Below are 13,956 nucleotides of genomic sequence, written 5' to 3' on the forward strand. Positions count from 1 at the left end.
ATGATTGAACGTGCAATGTTGACCCCAGGAAAAGCCACTCCGATCCGCGAGGTGCCCAAGCACATCGAACGGCCAGAGTATGTGTGGAAGGACACCGTCCAAGAGAACGTAGGTGAGCCTTTTGTTCAGACGCCGGAGGTAATCGAGGCGATGCGTGAGACATCGAAGATTGCTGCCAACGCTTTGGCACTTGCTGGGGAAGCGGTGGAGCCAGGCAAGACCACCGACGAGATAGATGCGATTGCCCACGAATACATGCTGGACCACGGTGCTTATCCGTCGTGCTTGGGCTATCGTGGCTACACCAAGTCCACGTGCATCTCGCTCAATGAGATTGTCTGCCACGGCATTCCCGATACCACGGTGATCCAGGACGGTGACATCGTCAACATCGACGTGACCGCCTACAAAAATAGCGTCCACGGTGACACTAACGCAACCTTCCTAGCTGGCAATGTGAGCGAAGAACACCGCCTGCTGGTGGAGCGCACCCGTGAAGCCACCATGCGTGGCATCAAGGTGGCCAAGCCGGGCCGCCAGGTCAATGTGATCGGGCGTGTGATCGAGTCTTATGCCAAACGTTTTGGTTACAACGTGGTCACCGACTTTACAGGCCACGGTGTGGGCCCGACATTCCACAATGGGCTGGTAGTCCTGCACTATGATTCTGATGCCTATACGGACGTGCTAGAGCCTGGTATGACGCTGACGGTTGAGCCGATGATCAACCTTGGCGAGCTACCGTACCGCGTGTGGGATGACGGCTGGACTGTCCAGAACCTGGATGGCAAGTTCACCGCACAGTTTGAGCACACGTTAGTGATTACCGAAGACGGTAATGAGGTTTTGACGCTTCCCGACGACGAGTTCACCTCGCCCTGGGAGTAAAAGAACAAAAGTTAGCCCCCGTTGAACTCAAGTTCAACGGGGGCTTCACTCGGAGGCTAGACTCTGTGCGCTTAGCCTGTGATTAGAACTGGATAGCGTGAGGGATGATGCCCTGGAAGACGGCGTAGTTATAAGCAGCAATGACGCCACCCAGTGCTGCTGCGATCGCAGCCCAGTTAGCAGCATCGCGCCAGATGCGAGACCACTGTGGGTTCTTGGTGTCGTCAACGGAGGAGCCCAGCAGGTCTAGAGCGTTGGCGTGCTGGTCTGCGCCGGTCACCTTGCCAAGCTCGGCAAGGTTAGGATTCTTCGAGGACAAGCCGGCAGTGGCGGCCGCAGACAGCTTATCCGCATCTGCATCGCCTGGCTGGGAGGAGCCAGAGGACAGCACTGGGTTGGTAGAACCGTTCTCACCAGGCTTGCCGTCATTTTCTGGGGCGGTGACGGCTTTCTCAGGTTGCTCTGACGGCTCCTGCGCCGAAGCGACGGAGACGCCTGCGAATGCAACAGTGGTGGCGGTTGCGACAGCGAGAGCTGCGTTGCGGAACTTACGCATTGTGATTTTCCTTCTTTCGAAAAGAATGTGAGTTAGTTGTCGGGTGCGGAGTTCCGCAGTTTACATACCGTGTACGAAGAGGTTATACAGTGGGCCGAAGACCAAGCCAACCAATCCCGCGACGCCAGCAAAGATGGTGCCACCGTAAAGAAGCTTGGCCCAAGCTGGCTGAGCCTTGAAGGTCTCTTCGCCTTCAGCTTGGCCCTTGGAGGAACCGAACAGTGCCTTTCCATCAGTGGTGTTGTCCGGCTCTCCCTGGGCTGGGTTGTTTGCACCGTGGTTCGACGGGTCAGTGCCCAGGGCAGCACCAATCCGGGAAGACAGGTTGGAGTCACCGATTGTAGAAGTTGGATTTTCTTGAGCCGCTGCGACGGAGGTAGAGCCGAAAGCGACTGCTAAAGCAGTTGCGCCGACCAGTGCTGCCTTGCGGAAATTGCGCATGAAACTAGTCCTTCTTTGTAGTTCTGACAAGACTTCCGGGTTGGAAATCTGAAAAGAATCGTGGCAAACCCTGCATGTTTGCCATGATCACCCGGTAGCCCTTATAGGCTCAGTCCCGGTGTCGGTACGTAACTGTAACCGAAACTTGATGGAAGCGCACGATCCAGCACGAAGTGGCGTAAACGTGCCTGAGGGAAAGCTGAGTTTACAAGTCATTCAAAGTCGATGAGTGTTGACGATGCAACCATTGACCTTTGGTTTTGCAGCTTACGCCCTCTCAGGAACCCAAATAGTGTCCTGCGTCACACTCTGCGCAAATGGGGGAGAGGCGACGCAGGGCACACCAATTACTTGTTGCCCAAACGGTGCTTAAACGTCAGGGAACTCAAAGTCAAGTCCCAGCAACGCGTTTTCAGTCACTTCCGGAAGTGCGGGGTGAATCCAATACTGATGGGTAGCAACCTCGCGCACGTCCAAATCGAATGCCATTACGGTGATCATTTGCTGGATTAGGGTTGCGGCCTGCGGCCCCATGTAGTGCGCCCCCAGTAAGGTGCCTGTAGACCGATCCGCAACGAGTTTCACAATGCTCGTTGTGTCCTCTAAAGCCCAGCCGTACGCGACGTCGCCATAGTTCTGCACCTTAACGGTGACATCATGGCCTGCTTCACGCGCCTGCTCTTCCGTCAGCCCAACAGTGGCGATCTGCGGGTGAGTAAAGATAGCGGACGGCACATGATCGTGCGGCATCGCAACCATGCCATCGGGGTTCAAAATATTATGGCGGACAGCACGGGTCTCAGCGTTTGCGACGTGCTTGAGCTGATAGGGGGATGAAACGTCGCCAAGCGCCCACACACCGTCAGCCGTAGTGCGGCCGTAATCGTCGACAACAATCCGGCCATCAGAGTGCATCTCGATGCCTGCAGCGTCTAGGTTCATCTGATCACCATTAGGCTTGCGGCCTGTCGCAACAAGCAACGCTTCCGAACTCACCTCAGTACCGTCATCAAGCACAACGGTGACACCACTGTCGTCGTGACGTGCAGTGCTCACCGTCCGCCCAATATGAGTTGTGTAACGCTGCTCCGCAAGTTCATTGAAGCGAGTAGTGATATCCCCATCGAGGGTGCGCAACAGAGGAGAACGGTTAATCACCGTGACATCTGTTCCAAGCGACTGGAATACGTGTGCAAATTCCATAGCAATGAATCCACCACCAATGATCGTGAGAGACCCAGGCTGCTCGTCGAGTCGCATGATCGTCTCGTTGGTGTGGAACGGCACACCAGAATCTTTAATCGCGGACGGGATTATAGGGCGGGAACCTGTCGCAATGATGATCGTGTCGCCGTAGATGGTTTTTCGTTCGGCGCCCTGGCCAGTTTGAATCGTCTTTGGCGCCACAAAGGAGGCGTGATTGTCGTATACCGTGATATTTGGTGTCTCGGGCCCGCGACGGTATTCCTCACCACCTTGTGCGATGAGATCGATGCGATTGTGGAAGATGCGCTGGACAATCGATTTCCAGTCTGCGCCATGAAAGTTCGTGTCGAGACCCAAATGGGAAGAATCGGCCGCGGACAGCGCAGTGTCTGCTGCAACCACATACATCTTCGTCGGAATGCAACCAACGTTCATGCACGTGCCGCCAAACAAACCCTTTTCCACGATGGCGATGGATTTGTCATCAAAATCGTCCGTCGGAATCGAATTGCCAGAGCCAGCACCAATAATGATGTAGTCGTAATGGGCGTCGACACTAGGTGCCGTAGGGGTGGTCACAACAAACTCCTCTAAATGGTTGGTAGATGCGCACAAGCGCCTCTTCTTTTTCGTCTTTCTATACTTCTTACTCTTAAATAAATACATTGGGGCCACCGTGCACCGTGGCTAGTTGATTCCCAAGGCGATCGCTCCATGCTAGTCGCCGAGCTGATCCAGCCACTGCATAGTTATCTGGAAAGCGTGGTGGCGTGGATTTTCCAGGGACAAAAACACGTCATGCCGTGCGCCTTGAATCTCCACGACACGGACATCTTTCGACAAACGCGGAGACCAGCGTTGAATCTGTTCCACATCGAGCACTGTATCTGCTGTGTTTGACGCTGCCGAGTATGGCTTGTTCAAATATGACTTGGAAGAACACAGACTGAGCACCGGGACACCCGCATCAATCTGGCCACGATGGACGAGGTCCTGATTGGCCATAACGGTGCGCACCCAGCCGAGATACTTGGGGTGGCCCCCCACTGGTTTCTTCTCAAGATCAAAATCCCACTGTCCATGAGCGCTGGAATGGATCGACTTGCCATAGGTGCCCAAGTTCCCACCAGGAATAGCGATGCGCGGCCAAAGCTTGCCGACGAATTTGATCACCGGTGTGGCAATCCGCAAGGCCCACTGGGGATACATCATATCCAGCCACGCGCTATTGAGAACGATGCCTGCCAGATGTGCGTGAACCTCCGGGCGGGTACGGCGAACATGGTCCGCCCACACTGGAACGATCAACCCGCCGGTGGAATGCGCAATCGGCACAATGGAACCATGGCGTTCAGCTACAGCTTCAACTGCAGCGGTGAGCTCAGGGAAATAATGCTCCAACTGCTCGGCGTAGTGCCACGTCTGGCCCACCTGGTGGGCTCGTCCGCACTTGCGAAGATCAAGCGCGTAAAAAGGAAGCCCCTTGGCTGCAAAAAACTCAGCGACATGGTCGTGGAAGAAATAATCCGTCATCCCGTGTACCCACAATAAGGCCGGCTTGCCCGTGGAATCACCGGGGAGATGGCGCACAAGGGTGGCTACGGCCTCACCTTCCCCTTCAGGATCAGGGCCTAACTGGATGTCGGCACGTTCAAACTGGTCGCCCAGCTCGTCTGGCTGCCATGACAAGTCATCAAAATGGACTGCGGAAGGTGTCATAGATATCCACTTTAAAGCACTGGCCCTTTCTCGCCCGCTCAGCGCTATGGTGTGATGAATATGGGCAGGTCAGGTGGGCGTCGGAAAGCTCGTGCTGCGATTCTTGCCTCCTATTACCTACCCCGTTGTACCCCTGCTAGAGGAGTGAATTCCAACAAAAGTGAAAGAAGTAAGCCGCTTCTTTCACCCCCGCCGAGTATCTGCGTATTATGGAAAAGAAGCCAAATCTTGCGGGCGTTCCGGCAGCTACCACGTTACGGAACGTGGCCGCAGGCGCACGCGAAACAACAAAAGAGGTTTATACAGGTGACGAACGACAATACAACCGGCACTCCCCAAGATGAGGTAGACGTCCTCCTGATCGGCGCAGGTGTAATGAGCGCAACTCTTGGCTCCATGCTCCGTGAACTGGAGCCAAGCTGGACTCAGATGGTCTACGAGCGCCTGGACGGACCAGCGGGAGAATCCTCCTCCCCGTGGAACAACGCCGGTACCGGACACTCTGCGCTGTGCGAGCTGAACTACACACCGGAAAAGAATGGCAAGATCGATATCACTAAAGCGGTGACTATCAACGAGCAATTCCAGGTTTCCCGGCAATTCTGGGCGCACCAACTGGGCAACGGTATCCTGACAAACCCAGAGGAATTCATCAACCCCGTACCGCACGTCTCCTTCGCTCAAGGCAAGGATCAGATCGATTACCTGCGCCGCCGCTACGAGCTGCTGAACGCTAACCACCTCTTCCCAGAGATGGAATTTAGCGACGATCACTCAGTGTTCGCGGAAAAGTTGCCGCTGATGGCCAAGGGACGCGACTTCGATGCTGAGCCAGTGGCGATCTCTTGGACCACGCAGGGCACGGACGTGAACTTTGGTGCTCTGACCCGCCAGTTCCTGACTGCCGCTGAGGCCGCAGGCACAGAGGTGCGCTACGGGCATGAAGTTATTGGACTGAAAAGAGAAGGTGGCTTCTGGCGCGTCACCGTTAGAAACGTCCACACCGGTGACAAGAAAGTCACCAAGTCGCGCTTCGTGTTCGTCGGTGCCGGTGGCTACGCGCTAGACCTGCTGCGTAAGGCAAACGTTCCTGAGGTTCGTGGTTACGCAGGATTCCCAATCTCGGGGATGTGGCTGCGTTCCACCAACCCGGAGCTGATCGAACAGCACAACGCGAAAGTCTATGGCAAGGCTAAAGTCGGCGCTCCTCCAATGTCGGTGCCGCACCTGGATACCCGCGTGATCGACGGGGAGAAAGGGTTGCTGTTTGGCCCGTACGGTGGCTGGACCCCGAAGTTTTTGAAGAAAGGTTCCTACCTTGACCTGTTCAAGTCCATCCGCCTAGACAACATTCCGTCCTACCTTGGAGTTGCAGCAACCAACTTCGGGCTGGTCAAGTACCTCGTCGAGGAGGTCACCAAAGACTTCGATGCCAAGGTCGAAACACTCAAGGAGTACGTCCCGTCTGCTGAGGGATCTGACTGGGAGACCATCGTTGCTGGCCAGCGCGTGCAGGTGATCAAGCCTACCGCTCCACCAAGCTTCGGCTCCCTGGAGTTTGGTACTGCGTTGGTGAACAACCAGGACGGTTCCATCGCGGGCATCCTTGGTGCTTCCCCTGGCGCGTCAATCGCGCCAGCCGTGATGCTTGAGCTGATCGAGCGCTGCTTCGGTGAGCACATGATCGATTGGGGCCCGAAGCTCTACGAAATGATCCCAACTTACGGCGAGCCACTGTCGCGCGACAAGGCTAAGTTCCAAGAGCAGTGGGATTACACCCAGAAGATGCTGAAGCTGGACCGCTAGGTCAGGCAAATACACCCCGGGCTAGGTGCCACAAAACGTCGTGAAATCGGCCGGGCCTTCCGGCCGTGACAACCACTCAGGTCCCGCCTCAGGGTTAAACGGATCGGTGACTGCACCGAGGAGTAAAAAGTAAGGCCCGAAATCCCCGGCTTCGGCCGACTCTAGGGCACTGGCCAGCATCTGGTTCCGGGGGATGAACACCGGGCCACCGTGATGTTCACGGTTATAAGTGGTGATGTCGTCGGCACGTGCCAAAGCGTCAATATCGGGCATGTGCCTATGTTGGGCTTTTTCCCACATTGCGGGGAGGTCAGCGAATAGGTCCTGAGCTTTCTTATGGTCTAGGTGATCACCCAAAGCGGTGGCCAGTCGGGTGAGGTTCCAGGCAATGATGTCAGGCTGGTTGCCAAAGGCATAGCGGCCCTGGGTATCGATGGAGGAGTAGGCGGCAGAAAGATCAAACTTCTCGGTGAACGCGCAGGGGCCATAGTCGATGGTTTCGCCGGAGATGGCGGTGTTGTCTGTATTCATCACGCCATGGACAAAACCGATGCGCATCCACTGGGCCACCAGATCTAACTGGCGGCGGGCCACGGTCTCTAGCAGTTCGTTCGCACCAGTAAACCCAGCAAAGAAGATCATCCGCTCCACCAGCTGATCTGACTGTGTGGCGGCCAACTCGAAGCTTCCCACGCGCAGGTGAGAATGAGCGACACGCACCACAATGGCTCCTTGCTCAACACCACCGTCGCGGCGCACGGGTTCTCCGGTTGTCACCACCGCTAGGCCGCGGGTGGTCGGCACCCCCGTCGCGTGCATGAATTCGCTGACTAAATATTCACGCAGCATCGGCCCCAAGGCCCCTTTGCCGTCGGAGTATCCTCGCGAGAAAGGGGTGTGGCCGGAACCCTTTGTTTGGATCTCCAATCCACACCGGTTACCCAGCAGGAGGGCGCGCCCGTCGCCAAGCACGCCAGAGAACTGGCCGAACTGGTGGCCTGCATAACCAGTGGCATGGCCGCCAGCAGCACCGCAAAGCCACATCACACCTTCGTCGGAACGCAACCAGTCAGGCTCAAGTTCTAAAGCGCGGGCGAGGTCGTCGTTAAGCACAACAAGAGCGGGCGACGGTGGGGTGGCGGCCTCACACGCGATGGCCAATTCGGGTAGCGCGGCGGCGAAACTGTGATCCAGGTGGGGGTAAGCCATGGTCACCAGCCTAGACTTGATGGCTATGAGTAGTGGAGAAGTGACGCTAGTCGGCGGCGGCCCAGGTGCGTGGGACCTGCTGACAATCCGCGGTCTGCGCGCACTGGAGGCGGCCGATGTGATCCTGACGGACCACCTAGGGCCGGCAAACCAGCTCGAGGATTTTCTAGACCTTTCGGGCAAGGAAGTCATCAATGTGGCGAAGCTGCCGTACGGCAAGCAGGTAGCACAGGACAAGACGAATGCGCTGCTGGTTGAACACGCGTTGGCGGGTAAGAAGGTGGTCCGCCTGAAGGGAGGTGACCCGTATGTCTTTGGTCGTGGTTTTGAGGAGTACCTGGAATGCGTTCGGGTTGGTGTTGCGTGCACCGTCGTCCCGGGTGTTACTAGCGCGATTTCAGTACCGGCGGCCGCGCAGGTCCCGGTCACTCATCGGGGGATCACGCACTCGTTCACGTTGGTCTCCGGGCATCTGGCGCCTGACCACCCGAAGTCGCTGATTGATTGGGAGGCGCTGGCGCGAGTTGGGGGCACGCTTGTTGTGATCATGGGGGTGAAGAATGCGCGCGCGATCACGGAGACTCTGCTTGGCTCTGGTCTGGCTGCGCAGACACCGGCGGTGGTGATCGAAAATGGTGAGACCCCGCGCCAGCGCGTGGTCCGAGCGACAGCGGCCACGCTTGCGGACGAGATGGAGGCCCACTCCATTACCAACCCAGCCGTCTATGTGATTGGGGAGGTTGCTGGCCTTGCGCACCCTTGATGCATTGATCCTAGACAACACTCCGAACGCCGAGACATGGATCATCGTCGATGACCCTGAGAGCAGCTTGCTGCAGGCTGCCGCCGGGCGGGTGGTTTCGCTGCAGTCTGACTTTTGCCAGGCTCAAGCAGCACGCGCAGCCGGGGCGGAGGTGTTAGGGGATTCGCTTTACGACGACCACCTGCGTGGATCTGGCATAGCGGTGGTTGTGGGCCAGATGCCAAAATCGCTGGAACGGCTGGACTATGTGGCACGCTCGGTATCGTCTGCAGGATTTGATGAAGTGACCGTAGTTTTAGGGGCCAATAACAAGCATCTGTCGCGCGGGATGAATGAGGTGCTTGCGCGCTCCTTCGAACACGTGCATGCCTCCCGTGGGCGGGGAAAGCTCCGGTGCTTGATCGCCTCAGGGCCGAAACCGGGCCAGTATCAGCCGGCTCAGCGCAACGGCATTGTTGGCGTGGGTGGCGTGTTTAGTGGTGCGAAAGAAGACTATGGCGGGCAGCTGTTGGCGCAGGTGATCGTCGATACGTGCGACGCGCCGCGCCGGGTGCTGGATTTGGGCTGTGGTAACGGGTCTGTGGCCAAGCGCATCGTGGAGGCGTGGCCGGATACGCAGGTGACGGCCACGGATTCAGATGCGGATGCTGTGGTGTCGGCGCGGGCCACCTTCGAGCCTTTCGGTGAACGTGTGAAGGTCACATGGGATGATGCAGGTTCACAACTCGAACCAGGTTTTGACGTGATTGCATTAAATCCACCGTTTCATGAGGGGACTACGGTTGATGCGACATTGGTGCAACACTTATTGGATGCGGCGCGGCGCCTAGTAGCTGATGGGGGCGAGGTGTTCGTGGTCCATAATTCGCACCTGCGCTACCGTGATGAGGTGAAACGACGCTTCAAAGGGGTCAAGGAAGTAGCGCGGAATAAGCGCTATACGGTGTTGCGCGCACGCTAATTTTTGGGCGCGGGCGTACTTCAAGGATGGTTTGGGGGGGTAGTCGGGGGTAAATAATATGAAGACTTTTAACGTTCGTGCCTGCATGAACGAAAGTTGTATGAGGTACATCACTTTTATTTCTTTGTGTGTCCTTCGTCTAATGTGTGAGACTTGCATGCAAGACCTTCGTATTACTTATAGGGAGCTGATGTGAAAACCTCACACCTTGCAACTGCCGGGACGACTGCTGTCACCGCATTGATGTTGTCTGCGTGTGGCAGCCTCGGGGGGCTCAATCTGGAAACTGTGGGGGAGCCGAACACAACCACCTATGTCAAGCTTGCGTTGAACCAGACTGAGAATCACCCGTCCTATATTGCGCTGGACGATTTCTCGCAACGGTTTGAGGAGCGTACTGACGGCCGATGGAAGATTACGATCTTCCCGAACGAACAACTTGGCTCCCAGCAGGAGGTGGTGCAGTTCGTTTCGTCCGGCGCTATCGAAATGGCAATCGTTTCGGGTACCCAGTTGGAAAACCTCAATAGAGATTTCCAGGTTCTCAACATGCCCACTACTTTTTCTTCGATAGACCACCAGATGAGTGTGATCCGCAACCAAGACCTGATGGAGCCATTGTTTACCTCGTTGGAGGATCGGGACAACATCACTGTAATCGGGGGGTTTACCCAGGGCAGCCGAAACGTGTACACCAAGGGTGGGCCAGCGCGATCTCCAGATGATCTGCATGGACTGAAAATCCGTGTCCAGGAATCCGACATGCATATCCGCATGATCGAGCTCATGGGCGCGTCGGCGACGCCATTGTCCTACGGCGAGGTGTACACCGCAATTCAGTCGGGTGTGCTTGACGGTGCGGAAAATAATGAGGTGTCCTATACCACCCAGCAGCATAACGAGGTGGCACCTTTCTTCAACGGTACCGAGCACCTTGTTGGATTGGATTACATGATCATGCGCGCAGACTTGCGCGATGCCATGAGCGATGAGGACCGCGCCATCTTCGATGAGGAGTGGGCCAAAGCTATGACAGAGCACACTGAGTTGTGGGCGGAAGAAACCGAAAGGGCGATCGAGGAGGCACAGTCGGAAGGCGCAAAATTTGTCGCCGTCGACACCGAGGCATTCCAGGAAGCGCTAGCGCCAATCCGGCAGGAATTCCTCACCACTGATTTTCAAAACAGGCTTTACGACGATATCCGCGCCGCAGAGGGAGGCGAGAACTAATGCATGCGATCAAAGTGGGGCTGCGCAATATTCTTGCGGTTATCTCTATTGTGCTGTTCACGGTCCTAGTTATTACCACCTCGTGGCAGGTGATTTCTCGGCAGGTTTTTCACGCACCGTCTACGTGGTCCGAAGAGTTCGCCAAAATCTGCTTCGTGTGGCTGACTTTCCTTGGTTCTGCGTTTCTTTTTGGCGAACGTGGCCATATCGCCGTGGACTTTCTTGCTCGCAAACTTCCGTCTGCAGGCCAACGCGCCATGCAGTTATTCGTGCAGCTCATGATACTGTTTTTTGCGGTAGTCGGCATGTTGTGGGGAGGCTTTCTCGCAGCAGGTAACGCATGGTATCAGAACCTGACAGCGCTGCCGTTTGCGATCGGCTGGGTGTACGTAGTTATTCCCATCGCCGGTGTATGCATCGCCATTTTTGCAGTGATCGACCTGATTGAGGTCGCAACCGGTAAACAAGAACCTTATCCCGAAATCGAGGACCCAGAAGCGGTTCGGGGCCAGGAAGACGTGGAAGAATACGAGAAAAGCGTCACAGGAGGGGAGAAATAATGTCGCCCGCAGCTGTTGCAGCATTAATTCTTTTAGTTGGCGTTGTCGTACTAATTGCCGCTTCTGTTCCGATTGCTATAGCCATCGGCCTGCCTTCGATGCTGGCGGCGATGGCGGTGTTGGGAGTAGAAAATGGTGCAGCCGCCGTGACCCAGCGCATGTTTACCGGAGCTAACTCTTTTTCTTTGTTGGCCATCCCCTTTTTCGTGTTGGCGGGTGCGTTGATGAACTCGGGCGGTATTGCCACCCGGTTGATTGACGCCGCCCGGGTACTCGTCGGTAAGCTACCTGCATCGATGGTGCAGACTAATGTCGTGGCTAATGGTTTGTTCGGCTCTGTCTCTGGTGCTGCGGTTGCCGCCGCGTCTGCGGTGGGTACTGTGATGGCTCCGCAAATGCGTAAGGACGGATACTCGCGGCCCTTTGCGGCCGCTGTCAACGTCGCGTCTGCACCTGCAGGCATGCTGTTGCCACCGTCGAATACGTTCATCGTGTACTCACTGGTGTCATCAACCTCGATCGCAGCGTTATTTATGGCAGGAATTGGTCCGGGCCTGTTATGGCTTATTGCGGTCTTGGTCGTGGGTGTGTGGCTAGCGCGGAAAGAAAACTATCGCCGAGACACTGAACACCCAACGTTGAGCCAGGCGTTTGTGGTGCTCTGGCGTGCCGTCCCATCACTGCTCATGATCGTGATTGTGGTCGGTGGTATTTTGCTTGGCTGGTTTACCCCGACCGAGTCTGCGGCGATCGCGGTGGTATACTGCCTGGCACTTGGCTTCATTTACCGGGAGCTGGAAGTGAAGGATTTACCACAAGTGCTGCTAAGCGCTACCCGCACCACCTGCATTGTGATGATGCTTGTGGCAGCATCCTCAGCACTGTCCTGGGTTATGGCTTTTGCTGGAATCCCAGCCTTGATCTCGCAGGGGCTATTGGCTGTGTCCACCAATAAAGTAGTGATCTTGCTTATCATTATGTTGATTCTTCTGCTCATTGGTACATTCATGGACCCGACTCCGGCTATCCTGATCTTCGTTCCGATCTTCTTGCCGATCGTTACCGAACTTGGAGTGGACCCGATTCATTTTGGTGCGATGGTGGTGATGAACCTCTCGCTCGGCGTGATCACTCCTCCAGTAGGCAACGTCCTATTCGTGGGCGCCCAGGTTGCCGGTCTGCGTATCGAGCCCGTGATTGCACGGCTATGGCCGTTTTTGGCGGCGATCCTGATCGCCTTGTTCATTGTGGTGTTTGTGCCAGCGGTATCCACCTGGCTTCCAACAACGTTGGGGCTGATGAGCCCCGCGGGCTGATATACACGGACTCAACACTAGGCATACTGCGGTGGCCGTGAGCACTACAGCTGAACACTACATCGCCGCTAGAGTAATCACCGCCACCAAGAACACCACTAAAATACCGACGCCGAACAATGCGGCCTTCCGCCCTTCGCGGTGGGCTAGATTCACGTTAATGTTAGTGGAGGTGGCGGGCACCTGCAGTAGCACCAACGGGTCGGCCGGGTTCTTGATCAGCCCTAGCCCGCTGTGGTTGCGTAATTCGTGGTTACGCTTCTTCTCATCTTCGTCGGCGGGAATCGTCTTGCGCAGCCTGTCATGGTCCATAAACACCTTGACCACTAGGGTCAGGGCCACCACAATCGTGCCCACCCCACCAATCACTTCGGCGGCCGTTTCGTAGCGCTGCCAGCCCGGCAACACGGATACCAGAGTGCTAAACGAGATCGCAGCAGACAAAAACACCGCCAGCCACGCCATCATGACGTGCACCGAATCAAGCAGGCCAGCGATGCGCTGTGCCAGGGACTGGGAGAACGGAATCTGCGAATCAGCAGGCACGGGCTTGCCCACAAACGCCAACTGTGCAGGTGGGACGATCACCGCAAACAGGACCACCATGAGTGCCGCGGTGAGAAACCCGGGAGTTGCCGCGACGATCTGCTCAGGCACGATCACCGCCACATAACCAAAAGCACCAACGATTATGGCAATGGCTAGCCCGTATAACCTCCACAACCTCGGCATCTAATTCACCCTTTCCGGCCTCTGCTCACGGCGCAGATAATCACCCAGATACGGTTGCGCGAATTCCACCGCACCCCAGCCAGCAGCCACAATCAAATCACGATCAATAAGTTTGCCACGGGTATCCGACAAAGCCGTACTCGGCCTGTCCAGCGCAGTGGTCAAGTCAGTTGTTGACACAGTGGTTTGCCCGGTCTGGTACTGGATATGCGCCATCGCATCTAGGTACTCGCGCTGGCGTGGGGGCACCGCGCGTAACGACGCTACATCGGCCCGGGTGATCTCGTGATCACCGGCCACATTCCAGGCCAGGTAGCCGATCATTTGCACAAGGTAGGGGTAACCTTGGGTGAGCTCGCCCGCGAACTCGGGGAGATCGTCGGCAATAGCATCCTGTATCTCGTCAATGGTGGTGAGCACCCCGGTGCCATGAAGGAGAGCAAGAAGCTCGTGTAACCGTGTGACAAGGCGGGGGACCGCAGGTTGTTCGTCGTTAAGCTCGCTGCGCACCGAACCGATGCCCACCACAGACATACCCACAAAGCGGCGCTTGGCGGTGTTTCAGTGTT

The 13,956-nt window shown here is 56.4% G+C and carries 14 protein-coding genes; 7 read left to right on the top strand and 7 right to left on the bottom strand.

Annotation, left to right across the window (positions count from 1 at the left end; translation table 11 throughout):
• Complete coding sequence (map, locus tag CKV99_RS04080; protein ID WP_092254788.1) at positions 1-888, top strand: type I methionyl aminopeptidase; 888 nt, start codon at positions 1-3, stop codon at positions 886-888.
• Positions 889-970: 82 nt separating this feature from the next.
• On the opposite strand, the gene CKV99_RS04085 is transcribed toward map, so the two are convergent.
• The 4 genes from CKV99_RS04085 to CKV99_RS04100 form a co-directional block, all read right to left on the bottom strand.
• Positions 971-1,444: a hypothetical protein gene (locus tag CKV99_RS04085; protein WP_092254791.1), complete on the bottom strand. Its 474-nt coding sequence runs from the start codon at positions 1,442-1,444 to the stop codon at positions 971-973.
• 60 nt (positions 1,445-1,504) lie between these two features.
• A complete protein-coding gene (locus tag CKV99_RS04090) occupies positions 1,505-1,885 on the bottom strand; it encodes a hypothetical protein (RefSeq protein ID WP_092254794.1) in 381 nt (126 codons plus the stop codon).
• 369 nt (positions 1,886-2,254) lie between these two features.
• Positions 2,255-3,670 carry a mycothione reductase gene (mtr, locus tag CKV99_RS04095; protein ID WP_231910163.1) on the bottom strand — a complete coding sequence of 472 codons (1,416 nt, stop codon included), beginning with the start codon at positions 3,668-3,670 and terminating at the stop codon, positions 2,255-2,257.
• A 138-nt stretch (positions 3,671-3,808) separates the two neighbouring features.
• Positions 3,809-4,810, bottom strand: a complete 1,002-nt coding sequence (locus CKV99_RS04100; RefSeq protein ID WP_092254799.1) for an alpha/beta hydrolase — start codon at positions 4,808-4,810, stop codon at positions 3,809-3,811.
• 306 nt (positions 4,811-5,116) lie between these two features.
• Between CKV99_RS04100 and mqo the strand changes: the two genes are divergently transcribed.
• Entirely contained in the window at positions 5,117-6,616 is a 1,500-nt protein-coding gene (gene mqo / locus CKV99_RS04105) for a malate dehydrogenase (quinone) (protein WP_092254802.1), read from the top strand.
• A 21-nt stretch (positions 6,617-6,637) separates the two neighbouring features.
• Here the strand turns inward: mqo and CKV99_RS04110 are convergent, their stop codons facing one another.
• Positions 6,638-7,825: a protein adenylyltransferase SelO family protein gene (locus CKV99_RS04110; RefSeq protein WP_092254805.1), complete on the bottom strand. Its 1,188-nt coding sequence runs from the start codon at positions 7,823-7,825 to the stop codon at positions 6,638-6,640.
• A gap of 25 nt (positions 7,826-7,850) precedes the next feature.
• Here CKV99_RS04110 and cobA point away from each other — a divergent pair, with 25 nt between their 5' ends.
• From cobA to CKV99_RS04135, 5 genes are all read left to right on the top strand, one after another.
• The gene (gene cobA, locus CKV99_RS04115; protein WP_092255654.1) at positions 7,851-8,588 is read left to right on the top strand and encodes a uroporphyrinogen-III C-methyltransferase; all 738 of its coding nucleotides are present in this window, start codon (positions 7,851-7,853) and stop codon (positions 8,586-8,588) included.
• Positions 8,575-9,549, top strand: a complete 975-nt coding sequence (locus tag CKV99_RS04120; protein WP_092254808.1) for a class I SAM-dependent methyltransferase — start codon at positions 8,575-8,577, stop codon at positions 9,547-9,549. The genes cobA and CKV99_RS04120 overlap by 14 nt, the downstream gene beginning before the upstream one ends.
• Before the next feature lie 243 nt (positions 9,550-9,792).
• Positions 9,793-10,779 carry a TRAP transporter substrate-binding protein gene (locus tag CKV99_RS04125; protein ID WP_092255657.1) on the top strand — a complete coding sequence of 329 codons (987 nt, stop codon included), beginning with the start codon at positions 9,793-9,795 and terminating at the stop codon, positions 10,777-10,779.
• On the top strand, positions 10,779-11,339 hold the full coding sequence (locus CKV99_RS04130; RefSeq protein WP_092254811.1) for a TRAP transporter small permease: 561 nt from the start codon (positions 10,779-10,781) through the stop codon (positions 11,337-11,339). Before CKV99_RS04125 ends, CKV99_RS04130 begins: the two co-directional genes overlap by 1 nt.
• Positions 11,336-12,655: a TRAP transporter large permease gene (locus CKV99_RS04135; RefSeq protein ID WP_092254814.1), complete on the top strand. Its 1,320-nt coding sequence runs from the start codon at positions 11,336-11,338 to the stop codon at positions 12,653-12,655. The genes CKV99_RS04130 and CKV99_RS04135 overlap by 4 nt, the downstream gene beginning before the upstream one ends.
• Before the next feature lie 57 nt (positions 12,656-12,712).
• On the opposite strand, the gene CKV99_RS04140 is transcribed toward CKV99_RS04135, so the two are convergent.
• Positions 12,713-13,387, bottom strand: coding sequence for a hypothetical protein (locus tag CKV99_RS04140; RefSeq protein ID WP_092254817.1), 675 nt, complete (start codon positions 13,385-13,387; stop codon positions 12,713-12,715).
• On the bottom strand, positions 13,388-13,927 hold the full coding sequence (locus tag CKV99_RS04145) for a hypothetical protein (RefSeq protein WP_231910165.1): 540 nt from the start codon (positions 13,925-13,927) through the stop codon (positions 13,388-13,390).
• Positions 13,928-13,956: the final 29 nt, after the last annotated feature.

Origin of the sequence: Corynebacterium cystitidis (genome assembly GCF_900187295.1) — a bacterium.
Taxonomy (GTDB): Bacteria; Actinomycetota; Actinomycetes; order Mycobacteriales; family Mycobacteriaceae; genus Corynebacterium; species Corynebacterium cystitidis.